This is a genomic window from Paenibacillus sp. FSL H7-0942, assembly GCF_045040715.1.
Taxonomy (GTDB): domain Bacteria; phylum Bacillota; class Bacilli; order Paenibacillales; family Paenibacillaceae; genus Paenibacillus; species Paenibacillus amylolyticus.
The window spans coordinates 1242439-1260708 of record NZ_CP150279.1; the positions used below are offsets into that span (position 1 = coordinate 1242439).

Consider the following 18270-nt stretch of genomic DNA (forward strand, 5'->3'; position numbering starts at 1 on the left):
TCATTCACATGATTCGCCCTCACACACCATTTGTTTGCTCAAGATTCCAGTGATACAACCATTTCTTTTGGAGGTGATACAACCAACTCATCCGAACGTTCTCTTCGTGCTAAGCATCATAATGACACAGAGGATCAGACATGAGTACAACCCAATCTAACTAAAGGAAAGGTGGAACTATGAAGACTAAATTGAAAACCAAATCGAGAGGTAAGAAGATCCTGCGCAAAGGTGTAAAGCAAATGTTGGCAGCAACGCTGCTCGCGGCGGGGATTTTCCCTGGACTGTCTCCAGGCTTGGCTCAGGCGGCTGAAGCACATGTGGATAATCCATTTGTAGGGGCAACGGCCTATCTGAATCAGGACTATTCAGCTCTCGTGGATACATCCATTGCACTGACCAACGATGCGTCGTTGAAGGCCAAGATGGAGACCATCAAATCGTATCCAACCGCAGTATGGGTTGACCGGATTGCTGCAATCTATGGCGGTACGGACAACGCTGGTCGCAAAAGTGTAGAGCAACATCTTGATGCCGTTCTCGCTCAAAAGAAACCGGGTACACCAATCACCGCTTCATTTGTTATTTACAATCTGCCCGGACGGGATTGTCATGCACTTGCATCAAATGGTGAGCTTCCACTAACACAGGCGGCACTGCAGACCTATAAAACGGATTATATTGATGTGCTCGCAGATATCTTCGCAGATCCGAAGTATCAGGATATTCGCATTATTGCTGTCATTGAACCGGACAGTCTGCCTAACCTTGTGACCAACCTGAGTACACCAGCTTGTGGTCAAGCCAGCTCAACAGGTATCTATGAGGCGGGTGTGAAGTATGCATTGGACAAGCTGCACGCCATTCCAAATGTGTACAACTATCTGGATATCGGCCACTCCGGCTGGCTTGGATGGGATAACAACCGTTCTGCAGCAGTCGCGCTGTATACAAGTGTTGTGCAAGGGACAGCCGCAGGTCTGAGCAGTGCAGATGGCTTCATTACAAATACAGCAAACACTACACCGCTGGGGGAGCCGAACCTGTCTAACCCTGATCTCAATATCGGTGGACAACCGATTAAATCTGCCAAGTTTTATGAGTGGAATCCTTATTTTGACGAAACCGATTTCACTGCTGCGCTGTATGCCGATTTCGTACAAGCTGGCTGGCCAAGCAGTACAGGTTTCCTGATTGATACTAGCCGGAATGGGTGGGGCGGGGTGGACCGTCCAGCATCTGCTACGGGCAGCAACATCAACGATTATGTGAACTCCGGACGTGTAGATCGCCGGGAGCATCGGGGGAACTGGTGTAATGCCAGTGGCGCAGGTATTGGTGAAGCACCTAAGGCTGCACCAGGACCAGCGCATCTGGATGCTTATGTATGGGTGAAACCTCCGGGTGAATCCGATGGCTCCAGCTCCGAAATTCCGAATAACGAAGGCAAAGGTTTTGACCGGATGTGTGATCCAACCTTCACAACTCGGGATGGTGTATTAACAGGTGCATTGCCTAATGCTCCGGTATCGGGTCACTGGTTCCATGATCAATTCGTGGCACTGGTGAAAAACGCATTCCCTGTACTTCCTGCAAGTAACGGTGGAGGCAATCCTCCGGGCGGAACAACAGCTCCGGCAGCACCAGCAGCATTGACAGCTTCTGCCGGTAACGCTCAAGTCTCCTTGACGTGGACTGCTTCTACAGGGGCTACAAGTTATAGTGTGAAGCGGGCACTGAGTGCATCAGGTCCATTCACAACAGTTGCAGCTAATGTAAGTGGAACATCTTACAGCAACACCGGCCTGATCAATGGTACAACCTATTATTATGTGGTAACGGCAACAAATGCAGTAGGTGAAAGTGTTAACTCTGCAACAGCAACAGCTACACCTGTTGCAGGTGTAACGGCGCCAGCTGCACCGACTGCTCTCACAGCAACTGCAGGCAATGCGCAGGTGAGCCTGACGTGGACAGCTTCTACAGGTGCAACAAGTTATGATGTGAAACGCGCGCTGAGTGCAACAGGTCCGTTCACAACGATCGCGACGAATGTGAGTGGTACGTCCTACACCAACACTTCCCTGACGAACGGCACAACGTATCATTATGTGGTAAGTGCAGTGAATGCAGCAGGGCAAAGTGCCAATTCCGCTGTAGCTTCCGCGACACCTCAAAGTGTCGTTGTACCAACGAGTGATCTTGTCGTGCAATATCGTGCTGGAGATACCAATGCTCAAGATAGCCAGATCAAACCATATTTCAACATCAAAAATCTGGGCAGTACTGCTGTGAATCTGAGTGACCTGAAAATCCGGTATTACTTCTCCAAAGAAGGTTCGGCTGCGATGGATTCTGCCATCGATTACGCTCAAGTTGGCGGAGCCAATATCCAGCGGACCTTCACAGACTCGTATGTGGAGCTGAGCTTCACATCTGCAGCTGGCAGCATTCAGGCTGGTGGACAGACTGGAGACATCCAGCTTCGCATGTACAAAACAGACTGGTCCAACTTTGACGAGACGAATGACTACTCTTTCGATCCAACGAAAACATCCTACCAGGATTGGAATAAGGTAACACTCCACCAAGGTGGAAACCTGGTATGGGGCATGGAGCCTTAAACTTTATTTGTAACTGTCTTAACCGCGATCCTCAGTGTGTTAGAGGATCGCGGTTTTTTGCTATGCATTACAAGAGTCATTCTAGATTGAAGTTCTTGATCAACTGAGAAACGTAGTGGAGGGGACGAAATCGATTCTGACGAAGCGAAGCGTTCGCCTTTATCAACGGATTTTTCCCTTGGAAAGGGGATGGAAGAAAATCCGGGGATAACAGCGATCATAAGAACGATTCGTAACCGGAACGGATAACCCTCAGAGTTGCAAGTACTTATTTCCTAAATAACTCCTAAAAACACTGATTATTAATCGTTTTGGACGGATATTTGCCTAGGGTCTGGCAGACAGGATGTCTATAATAGAACCCGATGGGCGGGATTCCCTCGCTCGGATTGGAAAGAGAATGGAAGGGGGACCGCACTCTGGTAGTCGGGCAAGCTGATTTCTCTTTTTTAATTTTGTAAGCGTAATCATTATGGTGAGTCTGGTCCGTCGAAGAAGGTCTGTACGAATGATCGAACGTCTAATCATCATCAATGTGTATAAGCGTCACCTATTCTGTCTCAAGGAGCGTGAAGGTAGATGAACTCAGGAACAACAACGCCGGTACATAAAGGATCGGTGTCAGGTCGGCAATTCGGTCGCAAGAAGACTCGTATGCCACTTGCAGCCAAGGTGCTCTCTTCGGCACTCAGCGTAGCTTTGCTCATTGGAGGAACAGCTGGCGTTACGGGAGCGGAAGCTTCGAACGGTAATGGGGCGACGGAGGCTGGCCTGCAATCACATAAGGGGGGCAGTCACGTGAAAGAGATTCAACTGGAATATCTGGATCGGGGACTGGTGGCTGCATCGACATCTGAAGGTGTTTTTCTCAGTTGGAGATTGCTTGGTGACGAGGCCACAGGGTATAGCGACAAAGGGCTGACAGGTACGGACTTTAACGTCTATCGTGATGGCAAAAAGATCGCTACCGTCACCGACAGCACCAACTATGTAGATGCCGCGGGTAAATCGTCTTCCCGTTATGAAGTGGCAGCGGTGAACAAGAAGGGCAAGGAGAGCAAACGCAGTGCATCCGTCAAACCTTGGGCGAACGGCTATGTGGACATTCCACTGCAAAAACCCGCTGATGGCGTGACGCCTGCGGGAGAAGCTTATACGTATTCTGCCAATGACATGAGTGTGGGTGATGTGGACGGGGATGGTCAATATGAGTTTTTCGTCAAATGGGACCCTTCCAACGCCAAGGACGTATCGCAAAAAGGGTACACAGGTAAAACCTACATTGATGCTTACACCTTGGACGGTCAGTTGTTGTACCGGATCGATCTTGGGGTCAATATCCGTGCAGGTGCTCATTATACACAGATGCTAGTTTACGATTTTGACGGAGATGGCAAGGCCGAGATGATGTTCAAGACCGCTCCGGGCACGAAGATTATCAAATATAACAAAAAAGGAAAAGTGACATCCGAGAAGTACATCACACTTCCGAAGCAGGATCGCAAGGCAGGGTACTCAAACGAAGATGATTATCGTTTAAGTGCTGATGGGTACTACGATCATATGGTGGATATGTTCAGAAACTGGCATAAGCACGACGAGGTTGTGAAGGGGAACTGGCCTGCGACATTAGAAGAAGCTTTTGGAATCGAGAAAAAATATAATTACCCATTATCTCAGCAGGATGCCGAGAGTCTGGCCGACTACTTCATTGATGTGTACGCGGTAGAACGCAGTAACCGCAATGAGCTGCGCAAGTTTGAAGGTTTTATCGTGGATGGACCCGAGTACGTTACGGTATTTGAAGGTAAATCGGGCAAAGAGCTGGAGACCATCCCATATGAACCTGAGCGTCATGATGATGGCCTGATGTGGGGCGATTATGCGATGGCACGGATCGAACCGGGGAATCGGGTGGACCGTTTCCTGGCAGGCGTGGCGTATTTGGATGGCAAGAAGCCGTCTGCAATCTTTGCACGCGGATACTACACACGTTCAACGATGGTTGCCTACAATTGGGACGGCAAGAAACTGAAAAAGGAATGGAAAGTGGACAGCGGTTGGACGCCGATGAAGAACCCGTTCAATGATGGGCCGCATGGTGTGGATGGCACAGATCCGCAGTACGGCTCCATTACTACTCAGGGAGCGCACTATTTCAGTGTGGCGGATGTGGATGGAGACGGCAAACAGGAGATTATCTATGGCTCCGCTACGATTGATCATGACGGCAGCGTGCTGTACAGCTCAACAGACCTGATGCCTGCCGAGAGTGCTGCGCCGGGAACCATTGCCCGTCTGGGGCATGGCGACGCACTTCATGTGGCAGATATCGACCCGGATCGTCCGGGACTGGAGATTTTCATGGTTCACGAGGGTGGTCCGTGGGCGCCATACGGTTATTCCCTGCGTGATGCGAAGACCGGAGAAGTAATCTATGGTGGGTACACGGGGAAAGATACCGGACGCGGCATGGTGGGTGATGTTGATCCGACTCGTCGTGGACTTGAGACATGGGCTGTAGGTTTGTGGACAGCTAAGGGTGAGAAAATCAGTGATCAAATGCCGGGAACGAATATGAATATCCGTTGGGCTGGAGATATGACGACACAGATCGTAGATGGTGCGATTGATGTTACACCAACCATCAAAGACTGGAATCGTGGCACGTTGCTGACGGCAACAGGCACATTGACTAACAATCACACCAAAGGTACACCTTCTCTTGTAGCTGATATCTTCGGGGATTGGCGGGAAGAGATGCTGGTGAGAACCACGGACAGTTCCGCGATTCGTATCTATCTGAGTACCGAGAAAACGGACCGCAAGTTGTACACGCTCATGCATGATGCGATGTATCGTGTGGGCATTGCCGGACAGAACAGTGGATACAATCAGCCGTCCTATCCGTCCTTCTACATGGCATCGGATATGGACTGGTCGAAAGTAACGCTACCTAAGTTCTACACGCCAGGTAAGGGCGGAAAGTAAGCAGGCCGGAGTAATAATAGCTAACAATAGCAACATAACATGTGTTCATGATCAGGATATAACGTAACGCAGCGTCGTTAGTTTTAAGCGTTGGCATCGAAGCTTGGAAGCTCTGGAATTCCCATGTGTCTCGCACATGGGGTTTCAGAGCTTTTTTCACATAAGGATCTGCGGGTAGAGCTTGGCTTTTTCCCCGCCATCCGTGTTACATCATTCTTTTACATCGTTGGAGTTTAGATGCTCGGTAGTATTTATCTAATTAAATAATACAATGAGGCTTTTAACGAAGACAGTTTATATCCACCCGACAGAATTGTTAAAATGGAGAAAAGTGAGGATCGATCATTGTAGGAATGGAGGTATGGATATGAGCATTACGAAGCACTGGACAGGAAGCCTGTATCAGGAGGCATTGCGAACGGAGGACTGCGGGCCGCGTTTCTACGCGTACTATTACAAGCAGTGGGACAACTATCGTATGTCCTATCACCATCATGATTCCACAGAGATCATGTATATTATTTCGGGAATGTGCCGGGTGGATGTGCAGATGCCGGATGGGGGCTCGGAGCAGGCTGTTTTGAAAAAAGGACAGTTCATTATGCTCGATGCAGGTGTCCCGCACCGTTTGCTGGTGGAAGATGGTGTCCCTTGCCGGATGCTCAATGTGGAGTTTGGATTCTCAAGCTCACCTCCCGGACAGCTATCCATCCGTCAGCTCGCGCAAGAAGAGGAAGAAGTACATGTTTTATTGGCTAATGCTTCGCCATATCTGGTACTGCCTGACCCGGAAGAGGTGTACCACATTATGAAAAGTCTAGTGTTAGAACTCGATCAGCGTGGTCTACTGGAGCAGGGAAGATCAACTGTGCCGATGAGGATTATTCCACCAGAGGAAAGGTTACATCACCGTGAAGCCCGGAATCTCTCGTCACCGGAACAGGGAATACTGGTGCGTACACTGTTTATCCAATTGCTGGTCCGTGTTGCACGTCTGCGCGGAGAAATGAGCCGGAGTGCGCCAGATCAGGCGGAGCTGTATGTCAAACGAACCATTGAATTCATGCATCACAATATGGATCGCAACATTCAGATGAAGGATATCGCGTCAGCCGTCAATCTGCATCCAGGCTATTTACATCGCATTTTTCGTCAGCACACGCAGCGCACACCTACCGACTACCTGACGATGCTTCGAATGGAGAAGGCCAAGATGCTGCTTCAGCAGACGAATATTCCGATTTCGGAGATCTCCGACTATGTTGGAGTAGGCAGTCGTCAGTATTTTCATATGTTATTCAAAAAATATACAGGTCGTACGCCGGTTGAATTTCGCTCCTCTATGGAACGACATGTTAGTCAGTACCCTTCGGATGAATGAGCCGATTGCAGTTATTTTCGAATACATATCGATTAGTGGAACTGACGTGTAAAAGTTAGGATTTTTGACAACAAGATCTTGAACAGGTCATGATTTTGATAACGCTTCCCTATTTGCGGTTGGTACAATGATTTCATGAAGAGAGTCATTAACCGAAGCGAAAGATTCGGATTAGGGGAGGACATAGGCATGTCGTTTAAAGTGGCGTTTATCGGGGCAGGAAGTATCGGATTTACACGGGGATTGTTAAGGGATTTGCTGACGGTACCCGAGTTTAACAACATTGAAATTGCGTTCTGCGATATTAACCAACACAATCTGGACATGGTGACTGAGCTGTGTCAGCGGGATATCCGTGAGAATGGATTGAATATTCAGATTCAGCCAACCACGGATCGGAAAGAAGCGTTGAAAGATGCAAAGTATGTACTGTGTACGATTCGTGTTGGGGGACTGGAAGCATTTGCAACCGATGTGGATATTCCACTGAAATATGGGGTAGATCAGTGTGTCGGTGACACGTTGTGTGCAGGTGGCATTATGTATGGACAACGCGGAATCGCTGAGATGTTGGATATCTGTAAAGATATTCGTGAACATAGCGCACCTGACGTGCTGCTCTTGAACTATTCCAATCCGATGGCGATGCTGACTTGGGCATGCAACAAGTACGGTGGTGTACGGACGATCGGATTGTGTCATGGCGTACAGCATGGTCATCATCAGATTGCGGAAGCTTTTGGCTTGAAAAAGAGTGAAGTGGATATTGTTTGTGCCGGCATTAACCATCAGACCTGGTATATCCAGGCTTCTCATGAAGGTAAAGACCTTACAGGAGATCTGCTCGAAGCCTTCGAGAAACATCCGGAATACAGCCGCACCGAGAAAGTGCGGATCGATATGCTGCGACGCTTTGGATATTACAGTACAGAATCGAATGGTCATATGAGTGAATATGTGCCGTGGTACCGCAAACGTCCGGAAGAGATTAACGAATGGATCGACCTCGGCAACTGGATCAACGGAGAGACGGGTGGATATTTGCGGGTGTGTACCGAGGGGCGCAACTGGTTTGAAACTGATTTTCCAAACTGGATGAAGGATGAACCGATGCAATTCATTCCGGAAAAACGGGGCGAGGAGCATGGTTCGTATATTATCGAGGGACTGGAGACCGGACGCGTCTATCGCGGACATTTCAATACCGTTAATAATGGAGTCATCTCCAACCTGCCGGATGATGCGATTATTGAAGCACCGGGATATGTGGACCGCAACGGCATCTCCATGCCACGTGTAGGCGATCTGCCACTCGGTCCGGCTGCGGTATGTAATGTGAGTATTTCCGTGCAACGCCTCGCGGTTGAAGCAGCGGTCAACGGAGATGATAAATTACTTCGTCAGGCGTTCATGATGGACCCGCTCGTGGGTGCCGTATGTAATCCAAAAGAAATCTGGCAGATGGTCGACGAGATGCTGGTTGCACAGGCCCAGTGGTTGCCACAGTATGGTGACGCTATCGCTGCCGCAGAAGCGAGACTCGCTGCTGGAAATCTTATTCCAACGAAGGAATATGAAGGTGCTGCGCGTCTCAAGGTGAAAACCGTTGAAGAGATGCAGCAGGATCGCGATGCCGCGAACAAAAACGCGGGTGAATCCGATAAAGGGAAAGATCGCGAGAAAGTGCAGCAATAGATAAAAATGCGTAAGGGCCTCTCCAAAATTGGAGGGGCCCTGTTTATTTCTATTTTTTTTCGACACCACGGATAACAAAGGCAAAAGAGGTATCACCCATGGAAACCTGCGAATTTTGAGGGGAAGTCCAGCGGGCAAAGGCTCCATAATAATGAGTACCTTTTTCCTGCGCTAACTGGAATGAACCTTCTCGTAAAGAGATGGGACGTGCCACTCCATTTACATATTCGACAAGAGTTAACTCGTCAGGTGGTACATTTGTACCCAGATGAATAGATATATTCTCGCCTACCAACACGGAGACAGGTACCTGACCTTCCAACAGTTCCATATCACCTGCATAGTCTGCACACATACTTTCCCAGCAATAACTGCCCTGTATAGCAGGAATAGGAGTGCCACTTTCAGTCTGTATCACTAGTGTAGGCAGTTTTGTTTGTACTATGACTTGGAGTAGGATTACAGCCGGATAATATAAGCAAAGTTGAAAGAAATACCAATGTGGTCAATGTTCTTATCGTATTGAAGAATTTTATTTGCAAGAGAGGAATGTTGCTAGTGTTACTCTTGCGATGCATATTTACCATGTGATACATATTACCTTTACAGACATAGTAATGTGTCTTATAGTATACACAGGACGGAAGAAAGTCGGTGAAACTCGTAGATGGATGTGCAAGTGATTAACAGTGATCTGATTCGGGGCAATATTGACCCCATCATTCTGAGTGTACTTATACCCGCTGATAACTATGGCTACAGCATTATTAAGGAGATCTATCGCAAGAGCGGAGAGCAGTTTGAATTGAAGGAACCTACGCTTTATTCCAGTTTGAAGAGGCTAGAGAAGATTGGATATGTGGAGTCCTACTGGGGGGGAGAGACGCAGGGAGGACGACGCAAATATTACCGAATTACAACGCAAGGCCTTGAAGCCTATAGAGAGCAGGTTCATGCTTGGCAAGCAGCCAAGGCACTGATTGATTGCATGATTGTCACTGGAGAAAAAGGAGATGAAGACCTATGAGATTGGATGCTCGCATCACCCGTCATGTGAATCGTTTGTTCGCTCACGCACAAGATACATTAGACAATCGAGAATTAAAAGAAGAGATTCACAGCAATCTCGCTGCGCGGATTGACGATTATATCTCGCAGGGTATGAGTGAAGAGAAGGCGTTCCAGACCGCCATTCAGCATATCGCTGGTATGGATGAAGTGATGAGTGACCATCGAAGGGTACAACGTGTTCCTTACTGGACAGCGTTGTTGCAGTCTGCTCTGATTTATAGCCTCATAGCCTGGATCATTACCATTCCAATGAGAGTGCTGATGCAAGGCTCCGCCATAAACAATCTGCTTATGATCGTGAGTCTCATTGTTGGTGGCATGTATGTATTGTATCTGTTGATCAACAAGACGAACGATTCTGCAACCTCCGTGAAAACCACGGTTATTCGAATCCCTGCCTTAGTGCAGTGGAATCGCAGGATATGGTGGTTGTGGGCAGCATTAATACTCGTACTATGGGGAACGCAGGCAGCGTTACGATTCGGAAGCAACATCTGGTTTAATCGACCCATTCAGGTGGATGGACCCTATCAGTTTGCAGTGATCGTCATTGCCTTTGCCATCCCATTACTAAGTGTTATTATTCCTTTGGTTGTGCATCGCGCGTATCGGATCGTTAGTAAGTATGAAGTGAGTGATGCGTTATGAGAATTAGAAACATATGGATTATAACACTTGTTGTGTTGGGCATCAGTGGCTTAGTGATTGTTGAGGGCTTCGTTAATCCGAAGATCGAGGCGAAACAGGCTCGGTACGAGGAAGAGCAGCAGAATCCGCTGACACATGATTTTGCCGCTTTAGCCAAATATCGCAGTCCCTACATGGGTGATAATTCAAACCTTAGTCATCTGAATCAGGCTTTACCTTTACGTGAAAGATTGAATGGTTACCAACTGTATCCGGAGACCTTCACGGTCCAAGTGAATTATAGCTTGGATACGCGTGAGATGGATACAGAGGAACTTGAGCGGATACTTGTATATAATGCGGTTTCGAACTTTGTTATGATCGATAATCTGGAGCAGATCGTCTACCAGTTTGAGAATACCAGCCATACCTTACGTCGTGAATCTGCCCAACAATGGACAGGTACGGAATTAAAGGAACTTCAGAACCCGGAGCTATGGAATTCGACTGTACGCGAGAAGCTGGTAGAACCGGCACAAGTGAAAGAGGCTTTTTCACAGATTGTTGACAATTAAACTGCATGAAATAGAAGGAAATAGGCAAGAGACTCGACTCTTCTCCCATGCTATGTTATTATAAATCTCTGATAACGTGGTAACGAACTAAAGCGTTTGGGTTTTGGTTATAGACATGGAGGGGTTCGAGAGATGAGAAAAAAAGCGATTCTACTATTATTCATTAGCATATGTGTATTGATTGTGGCTGGTTGTTCCAGTTCCGCAAGCAAAGACGATAACACGATTGTTGTAGGAATTGATGACAAGTTTGCTCCAATGGGTTTCCGGGACGAGCAAAATGAAATTGTTGGTTTTGATATTGATTACGCAAGAGCTGCAGCGGAGAAAATGGGTAAAGAAATCACATTCCAGCCGATCGACTGGTCTTCCAAAGAGTCAGAGCTGAACAGTGGCCGGATCGACATGATCTGGAACGGGTACACCATTACGGATGAGCGTAAAGAGAAAGTACTCTTCACGAAGCCGTATCTGGAAAACAGTCAAGTAGCTATTACCTTGGCAGACTCGCCAATCACAAAGCTGGATGAACTTGATGGTAAAAATGTGGGATTGCAGGCGCTGTCCTCCGCGGCAGATGCACTGGCAGCAAGTCCTTTGAAGGATAAAGTGAAAGCTTCCGAATTTAAGGATAACGTGCTTGCACTAACGGATCTGAAGACAAAACGTCTGGATGCGGTCATCATTGATGAAGTGGTAGCGAGATACTACATGTCCAAAGAAGAGGGAACATTCAAACTGCTGGATGAATCTCTTGCACCGGAACAATATGGCATTGGTATCAAAAAAGGCAATGAAGAGCTTCTGAATCAGCTGCAAAGAGCGTTGGATGAGCTGAATGCAGACGGAACAGCTGCTAAAATCTCCACCCAATGGTTGGGTGAAGATAAGGTTCTGAAATAGGCAGGTTACACACCTGTTATATAGTTAGAAACAAAACGGACCCCGTATTCCATGCTGGAGCGATTTATGCCCCAGAGGAATGCGGGGTTAACAGATTAGAGGAGACAACACAATGAGTTGGGATTATTTATCGACCATTTTAAAACCTATGCTAGAGGGTGCACAGACCACCATTTTCATGTTCTTGCTAGCGATCGTGTTATCTGTACCGCTTGGATTTGCGGTCACGCTTGCGATGAGAAGCCATATTAAACTGCTGGCGTGGATTGCCCATACGTATGTATATGTGATGCGAGGAACACCGCTACTGCTCCAAATTCTATTCTTCTGCTTCGGTTTACCGTTGCTTCCGGTGATTGGAGAGTATCTGGTGTTTGATCGTTTTGTTGCAGCGGGGATTGCGTTCATCCTGAACTATGCGGCGTACTTCGCTGAAATCTTCAGGGGCGGACTGCTTTCCATTGATAAAGGGCAACATGAGGCAGCGAAGGTACTGGGGTTAACAAAGTGGCAAACGATGACTAAAGTCATTATTCCTCAGATGATTCGTGTAGTATTGCCCGCAACGGCCAATGAATCCATTACGCTCATCAAGGATACGGCACTGCTCTATGCCGTGGCTGTACCTGAGCTGTTGTATTACGCCCAAGCGGCGGTAAATCGCGACTTACAGCTGACACCTTTCTTCGTGGCGGCGGTTATGTATCTGCTCATGACACTCGTACTCACCGTGCTGTTCAAGGCACTGGAGAAGCGGTTTTCATTTGAATAAATTAAATCTGATCAATCAAAGGACTGTCTGCATATGACACATATAATAGAAGTAAATCAGTTGAGAAAATCATTCGGTGCACTTGATGTACTGAAACAGGTATCTTTTAACGTGGAACCAGGCGAAGTAATTGCCGTCATCGGACCTTCGGGTTCGGGGAAAAGTACGATGCTGCGCAGCCTGATTCATCTGGAGGATATTTCGGGTGGAACGATTCGCATTCAGGATCAAACGTTGGTTGATAATGGCCGTTACGCGGGTGCCGCAGATATTCGCAAGATGACGGATCGTATGGGTATGGTGTTCCAGCATTTCAATTTGTTCCCGCACCTGACTGTACAAGATAATTTGGAACTTGCACCGAAAACTTTGAAAAAAGAAAGCTCAAGCGTCATTCGATATCGTAGTCTGGAATTACTCGGCAAAGTAGGGCTGTCGGACAAGGCCGATGTCTACCCTGGTAATCTGTCCGGTGGACAGAAACAGCGTGTAGCTATTGCCCGGGCACTGATGATGCAGCCGGACATTCTCCTGTTTGATGAGCCGACGTCGGCACTCGATCCAGAGCTGACCGGGGAGGTATTACGCGTAATCAAACAACTTGCACAGGAAAACATGACGATGATGATTGTCACGCATGAGATGGGCTTCGCCCGTGACGTTGCGGATCGCGTATTCTTCATGGATAACGGCGAGATCGCAGAGGCAGGGCCGCCAGAACAGATCTTCGGCAATCCAAAGCTTGCACGTACTCGGACATTTTTGCAGCGGGTGGAAGTGGAGAGGTAGAAGAAACCTCAAATTATATGATGTGAAAGAACGCAATCCGTTGATTAATAAGGGATTGCGTTCTTTTTTTGAAATAATGGCTTATGTCCACAGATATATGTTCCAGGCAATCAATACTAGTGTCAACACGATATAAGTTACTATATTCCAACGTGTTCGATTTCTAAAAGTCGTATAACTCATGATTCCAAACAAAACAATACTAAAACATAATACAGCTACATTATTTTGATAAAAAGCAATAGTACAAGCATCAAAATCATAAGTATATTCATGGCTTTATCGATTCTCATCGTAGCGATCCCCCAAAGATATTCAGAAAAGTATTACAACTATTATAATATCTATATGTTAGAGGTATTCTTGATTTATATCATTACATGGATAAACGGTTCTTAAATTCATATCCTTGAAGTACAATCTATAAGCTTATGGATGTAGATATGTATCCGGGGATGATGGGAATAAAATAAATCTAAAAGTAATTCTTAATTAACATAATGTGGATATTAATTTTCCTATTAATCAATTATAATGAACATACTTAAAGAACAGGGAGGATTCACCTTGGAACATCGCGAAAATGATGTGGATCGTTATTTTAACGACACATTGCCACCACCGCCTTATGTAATACCCAAGACCAATAGTAAGTCAATTGTATCACTAGTTTTGGGGATTCTATCCGTCACGATTCCTTACGTGGGAATTTTAATCGGAATCGTCGCGATTATATTTGCATCTTTGGCCTTCAAAGAGATCAGAGTTCGCATGGAGCAAGGAAAAGGGTTAGCGATTGCTGGCCTTGTCTGTGGAATCATAGGTACAGCCATTTATGTATTACTTATTTTGCTCGTACTATTGTTTAGTTTCGCTATCTCAAGTTCTGAAATTTACTCTACATACTAGAAAAATGAAGTTAGCAAACTTAGATTGTATCTAAAACTAAAAAAAGCAAAGGCGTACCTTAGCCGACACCCCTTGTTGTCCAGAAGTGGGTGGAGCTTAGGTACACGCCTTTGCTTTTTATATTACTTTTTTACATATGAAGTACGACCTTACCACTAACGTCCTCAACCTCACGGGTGCCATGCATCAAGAAATACGTTAAGGTTCCTCCAAGACCAATCACGGCGAAGATGCACAGAATCCCGATCTGATCCCAGGTTACACCGAACTGTCCACTTGAGATAACTGCTTTATACCCCGTAACCGAATAGGTCATAGGCAGCCATGGATTGAATACTTTCAGCCAATTTGGAATCAGTTCGAGCGGGAAGGTGCCTGCGCTGGTGGTGAGCTGGAAGATCAGCATCAGAATCGCGAGGAATCGTCCCGGATTCTCCAGCCAAGTCACCAGTGCCTGAATGATGTACATGAAGCTTAGACTGGTAACAAAGCTGAACAAGAGGAACAATGGAACGCTCTGAACATCCAGACCCAAGCCGTATAAGACCAGCCATGAAGCAAGCAGGGACTGCGCTGCACTCATGAGTGTGAAAGCCAGCGTTTTACTCACAAAACGATTCCAGCCACTTGCTTGGCTAACTGTGCTGCCACGTGTGGGTACAACCAGTGTGGCAATCAATGCGCCGACAAATAGCCCGAGTGACAGGAAGTATGGCGAGAATCCTGTACCGTAGTTAGGTACCTCATTATATTTATGTTCATCGACCTGAACAGGCTCTGCATACATGGTTACCAGCTCATCCGTCTTTTTCACACTGCCCGTCTGCTCAGCCGCTTCATTCAACTTGGTGGCAAGTTCACCAGAGCCATCTGTTAACTTAAGCGTACCTTCTTTTAATTGACCAGCACCGTTATCGAGCTTATGTGAGCCATCTGCAAGGGTTGAGATGCCGTCTGAGAACTGGCTTACACCCGCAACCAACTTGCCTGCACCAGCATTCAATTGACCTGAACCATCCGCAAGTTTGGCTCCTCCAGCGGTTGCTTCGGATAATTTGGAATTGAACTGTTGTAGACCAGTCGCAAGCTTTTCTTGTCCGGCGGATAACTGCGCAGCTCCTTGTACCAGTTGTTGTTGACCCTGTACCAACTGACTGCTGCCTTGATGCAGTTGCTGTTGTGCAGCGTACAGGTTTTGACTGCCTGCAACCAATTGCTGCCCGCCCTGATACACCTGTTCGCTGCCCGTAGCTACGGCTTGGCTGGCTGCCAGGAGTTGCTGCACAGCAGGACTTGCGGCAAGTTCCGGACTCGCTTCGGCTAATTGGGCAAGACCTTGCGCAACCGCTTTGGCACCCTCGCTAACTTTGCCACTGCCCTCAACAGAACTTTGCAGCCCAGCAGTCAGCTTTGCACTGCCTTCCTCGGAAGCCGCCAGTCCTGCATCCAGCTTAGCTGTGCCTTCCTGAACAGATTGAAGGCCAGCCTGTAACTGTTTTCCACCCGCTTCAGCCTGCAATGCACCGTTACCAAGCTTCGTGCCTGCTGCCGCCAATTGGGACAATCCATTGGACAGGGCACTCGCGCCAGTATGAAGATCATCTGTGCCTTGGGCGAGAGTGGACGTACCTTCTTTTAATGTAACTACGCCCGTTTCGAGCTTATCGGTTCCTGCGGCCAGTTTGGACAGGTTCTCTTTTAATGTAGCAGCACCCTTATCCAGCGTGATCGCACCATCATGAATCTGACCTGCTCCATCCCCGGCATCTGCCAAACCACCAGAGATTTCTTCGACCTGATCCAATAGCGTTTCAGTGTACGATTCTGTGACTTTGGCAGCGACTTTGGAACGAATTTGTTTGACCGCCGTGCCGCCAATCTGACCCGCGAGGAAGTTATATCCTTCATTGGGTTCATAGATCAGGTCTGCCGGCTCAGGGTGCTCATCCATCAGGGTTGTTGCTTTGGTGGAAAAGTCCTCCGGAATCACAATCGTCATATAATACGTGTTGTCTTGCATACCTTGTTCTGCTTGTTCACGAGTCACGAATTGCCAGTCGAAATCATCACTTTTTTTCAATTCATCGACCAGATTCTGACCGACCTCGAGTGATTTGTCATTGTAGACTGCACCCTGATCCGTGTTGACCACGGCTACAGGTAATTCATTCATTTTGCCATAGGGGTCCCAGAATGCGTTCAGGAACAGGCCACTATACAGCACCGGAATGAACAGTACAACGAGAATCGGAATAAATACTTTTGGTTTTTTAAAGGCGGACTTCAGATCCTGCCCAAACACGTGGAATGATTTCATCATGTTCTCTCCCTATCCATACGCTAATCCGTTTGTTCTATCTCTATTATGTGTTGAAACTAGGGGCATACCTTTCTCTAGATGGGGGATAAGCCACTCTTGAGAAAGAGGGCCACAAAATCCTTGATCTGATCCTTATGCAGCGTAGGATGCGTTTTGTTCCAATCCGAGGTTAATGTGACATACAGCTTCAACAGGACAAAAGAAACCAGCTTGGGATCGTCTCTGCGAATCTGCTCTAATTCCATGGCACGGCTCACCTGACGCTCCAGATATTCAAGAATGGCTGTCTCCACTTTCTGCAAACCTTCCTTGGCCTGTGGCGTACCGAACTCGTTGACCTCCTGAAAGAGTTTGATCAACAGCTCATGTTCCTCCCGATACTCCAGCAAAGAATCCATACTCATATGCACGTTATCCAGAAAGGAGTTCTCTTCCTTCACCGTCTGCTCTGTAATCTGTCTCATATCCGCAATGATTGAGCGCAGAATCTCGCTAAACAGTTCTTCTTTATTATTGAAAAAAGTATAGATCGTTCCCTTGCCCACATTGGCAAGTCTCGCAACCTGCTCCATCGTAGTGGCTTTGTAGCCAAACAAGGCAAAGGATTTCTCGGCAGAATCCATCACCTGTTGCCTTCGATCTATCGTTTTCATCGCATATACACCTCCTTGTAGGTTGAAAGGATAATGGTAAGGTAAGTCCTGTATTGACTATTTTACTATTATGGTCAGTTGGTCGTTAACAACTGTAGCACTTGAACAGGGGAGATGGATGTGATCATTGTCATGGTATGAATGGGGGATGGTAAGCGGGTCAAGAGGGCAAGGGATTATTTCTCAAAATAAATTGTTAAAAATAAAAGGCATGTGTGATAACCATATTATTGGTCATCACACATGCCTTGGTGGACATACAGATATGTTAGATGTCTTGTGATCTTTAATGTTCACGGCTCAAATAGGATGGATTAATCGTGTATTCCTCCACCTGTGTTAGTGGCCCAGACAGGATACCATCCTTTAGCTATATTCTTTGTATTATAGAGAACTAGATTTCCATCATTTTGCATGATTAGCAGGTCGCCCACAAGATTTTCAGGTACATTTCCCGGGCCATACCACGCATTGGCCCATGCCTGATTGTCGGATGTCCAGTAGGGAGTATTGCTATAGTCCGTCAATTTCAGTCTTCCGTTATATTGATCTATAACAAGCATAACAACTCTGCGTTCCTTGAGATTGGTGCTCCAAATCAAAGTTTTTTTCTTAACATTTCTCAACTCAACGTCACCTTGCACATTGAAATTGAATAAATATCTAGAATTGTCTGATAATAACCTTGTTGTAAAGGTCATGTTCTCAGAAACCGTAAGTCTTTCTTGGAACGCAAATGTTGTTGAGGAAAAAGGGAGAAGTAGTAGGAACATAGCTAAACTGAGCAAAAATGTCTTTTTCATGATATCCTCTTTTCTGGTTTTATTTGCTAAATGTAGAGTAACTATATCATAGTAAAGTTTTAAAATATATCATTATTTCCATAAATAAAAATAAATTGAATTTATAGAAATTGAAACTTTCAACTCTTACCCTGCGTCCAAAATCTAAGAGCCAAAT

Annotated in this window: 15 protein-coding genes; 11 read left to right on the top strand and 4 right to left on the bottom strand. The window is 46.7% G+C overall.

Translation table 11 applies throughout. From position 1 onward, the window contains the following. The first annotated feature begins 179 nt into the window (after nt 1-179). The 4 genes from MHI48_RS05525 (at nt 180) to MHI48_RS05540 (ending at nt 8691) form a co-directional block, all read left to right on the top strand. Nucleotides 180-2624 carry a glycoside hydrolase family 6 protein gene (locus tag MHI48_RS05525; protein WP_179086583.1) on the top strand — a complete coding sequence of 815 codons (2445 nt, stop codon included), beginning with the start codon at nt 180-182 and terminating at the stop codon, nt 2622-2624. A gap of 654 nt (nt 2625-3278) precedes the next feature. After that, entirely contained in the window at nt 3279-5615 is a 2337-nt protein-coding gene (locus MHI48_RS05530; protein WP_076329479.1) for a rhamnogalacturonan lyase, read from the top strand. Nucleotides 5616-5982: 367 nt separating this feature from the next. After that, the gene (locus MHI48_RS05535) at nt 5983-6996 is read left to right on the top strand and encodes an AraC family transcriptional regulator (RefSeq protein ID WP_405143340.1); all 1014 of its coding nucleotides are present in this window, start codon (nt 5983-5985) and stop codon (nt 6994-6996) included. A 189-nt stretch (nt 6997-7185) separates the two neighbouring features. Next, nucleotides 7186-8691 (top strand): alpha-glucosidase/alpha-galactosidase, encoded by a 1506-nt coding sequence (locus MHI48_RS05540; RefSeq protein ID WP_405143342.1) that lies wholly within the window; start codon nt 7186-7188, stop codon nt 8689-8691. A gap of 49 nt (nt 8692-8740) precedes the next feature. Here the strand turns inward: MHI48_RS05540 and MHI48_RS05545 are convergent, their stop codons facing one another. Next, entirely contained in the window at nt 8741-9022 is a 282-nt protein-coding gene (locus MHI48_RS05545; RefSeq protein ID WP_405143344.1) for a hypothetical protein, read from the bottom strand. A gap of 336 nt (nt 9023-9358) precedes the next feature. Here MHI48_RS05545 and MHI48_RS05550 point away from each other — a divergent pair, with 336 nt between their 5' ends. The 7 genes from MHI48_RS05550 (at nt 9359) to MHI48_RS05580 (ending at nt 14337) form a co-directional block, all read left to right on the top strand. Then, the gene (locus MHI48_RS05550) at nt 9359-9718 is read left to right on the top strand and encodes a PadR family transcriptional regulator (RefSeq protein WP_340027355.1); all 360 of its coding nucleotides are present in this window, start codon (nt 9359-9361) and stop codon (nt 9716-9718) included. Beyond that, entirely contained in the window at nt 9715-10410 is a 696-nt protein-coding gene (locus MHI48_RS05555) for a permease prefix domain 1-containing protein (RefSeq protein WP_076329422.1), read from the top strand. The genes MHI48_RS05550 and MHI48_RS05555 overlap by 4 nt, the downstream gene beginning before the upstream one ends. Beyond that, complete coding sequence (locus tag MHI48_RS05560) at nt 10407-10964, top strand: DUF4825 domain-containing protein (protein WP_076329423.1); 558 nt, start codon at nt 10407-10409, stop codon at nt 10962-10964. Before MHI48_RS05555 ends, MHI48_RS05560 begins: the two co-directional genes overlap by 4 nt. Nucleotides 10965-11096: 132 nt before the next feature. Continuing rightward, a complete protein-coding gene (locus MHI48_RS05565) occupies nt 11097-11867 on the top strand; it encodes an amino acid ABC transporter substrate-binding protein (protein WP_076329424.1) in 771 nt (256 codons plus the stop codon). 112 nt (nt 11868-11979) lie between these two features. Further along, the gene (locus MHI48_RS05570; RefSeq protein ID WP_076329425.1) at nt 11980-12639 is read left to right on the top strand and encodes an amino acid ABC transporter permease; all 660 of its coding nucleotides are present in this window, start codon (nt 11980-11982) and stop codon (nt 12637-12639) included. 33 nt (nt 12640-12672) lie between these two features. Continuing rightward, the gene (locus tag MHI48_RS05575; protein ID WP_076329426.1) at nt 12673-13428 is read left to right on the top strand and encodes an amino acid ABC transporter ATP-binding protein; all 756 of its coding nucleotides are present in this window, start codon (nt 12673-12675) and stop codon (nt 13426-13428) included. A 534-nt stretch (nt 13429-13962) separates the two neighbouring features. After that, a complete protein-coding gene (locus MHI48_RS05580) occupies nt 13963-14337 on the top strand; it encodes a DUF4190 domain-containing protein (protein ID WP_076329427.1) in 375 nt (124 codons plus the stop codon). A gap of 130 nt (nt 14338-14467) precedes the next feature. Here MHI48_RS05580 and MHI48_RS05585 read toward each other — a convergent pair whose 3' ends face one another. The 3 genes from MHI48_RS05585 to MHI48_RS05595 all read right to left on the bottom strand — a co-directional run bounded on the left by MHI48_RS05585 (nt 14468) and on the right by MHI48_RS05595 (nt 18113). Then, entirely contained in the window at nt 14468-16654 is a 2187-nt protein-coding gene (locus MHI48_RS05585) for a YhgE/Pip domain-containing protein (RefSeq protein ID WP_076329428.1), read from the bottom strand. Between the two features lie 77 nt (nt 16655-16731). Next, a complete protein-coding gene (locus MHI48_RS05590) occupies nt 16732-17310 on the bottom strand; it encodes a TetR/AcrR family transcriptional regulator (protein WP_076319414.1) in 579 nt (192 codons plus the stop codon). A gap of 314 nt (nt 17311-17624) precedes the next feature. Next, nucleotides 17625-18113, bottom strand: a complete 489-nt coding sequence (locus MHI48_RS05595) for a hypothetical protein (protein WP_076319415.1) — start codon at nt 18111-18113, stop codon at nt 17625-17627. Nucleotides 18114-18270 lie beyond the last annotated feature (157 nt).

Bases quoted from the DNA above. Each gene is read 5' to 3' on its own strand.
- MHI48_RS05585 (WP_076329428.1), bottom strand. From the start codon at position 16,654: ATGAAATCATTCCACGTGTTTGGGCAGGATCTGAAGTCCGCCTTTAAA.
- MHI48_RS05545 (WP_405143344.1), bottom strand. From the start codon at position 9,022: ATGGAACTGTTGGAAGGTCAGGTACCTGTCTCCGTGTTGGTAGGCGAG.
- MHI48_RS05555 (WP_076329422.1), top strand. From the start codon at position 9,715: ATGAGATTGGATGCTCGCATCACCCGTCATGTGAATCGTTTGTTCGCT.
- MHI48_RS05580 (WP_076329427.1), top strand. From the start codon at position 13,963: ATGAACATACTTAAAGAACAGGGAGGATTCACCTTGGAACATCGCGAA.
- MHI48_RS05535 (WP_405143340.1), top strand. From the start codon at position 5,983: ATGAGCATTACGAAGCACTGGACAGGAAGCCTGTATCAGGAGGCATTG.
- MHI48_RS05590 (WP_076319414.1), bottom strand. From the start codon at position 17,310: ATGAAAACGATAGATCGAAGGCAACAGGTGATGGATTCTGCCGAGAAA.
- MHI48_RS05575 (WP_076329426.1), top strand. From the start codon at position 12,673: ATGACACATATAATAGAAGTAAATCAGTTGAGAAAATCATTCGGTGCA.
- MHI48_RS05560 (WP_076329423.1), top strand. From the start codon at position 10,407: ATGAGAATTAGAAACATATGGATTATAACACTTGTTGTGTTGGGCATC.
- MHI48_RS05570 (WP_076329425.1), top strand. From the start codon at position 11,980: ATGAGTTGGGATTATTTATCGACCATTTTAAAACCTATGCTAGAGGGT.
- MHI48_RS05595 (WP_076319415.1), bottom strand. From the start codon at position 18,113: ATGAAAAAGACATTTTTGCTCAGTTTAGCTATGTTCCTACTACTTCTC.
- MHI48_RS05540 (WP_405143342.1), top strand. From the start codon at position 7,186: ATGTCGTTTAAAGTGGCGTTTATCGGGGCAGGAAGTATCGGATTTACA.
- MHI48_RS05525 (WP_179086583.1), top strand. From the start codon at position 180: ATGAAGACTAAATTGAAAACCAAATCGAGAGGTAAGAAGATCCTGCGC.
- MHI48_RS05565 (WP_076329424.1), top strand. From the start codon at position 11,097: ATGAGAAAAAAAGCGATTCTACTATTATTCATTAGCATATGTGTATTG.
- MHI48_RS05550 (WP_340027355.1), top strand. From the start codon at position 9,359: ATGGATGTGCAAGTGATTAACAGTGATCTGATTCGGGGCAATATTGAC.
- MHI48_RS05530 (WP_076329479.1), top strand. From the start codon at position 3,279: ATGCCACTTGCAGCCAAGGTGCTCTCTTCGGCACTCAGCGTAGCTTTG.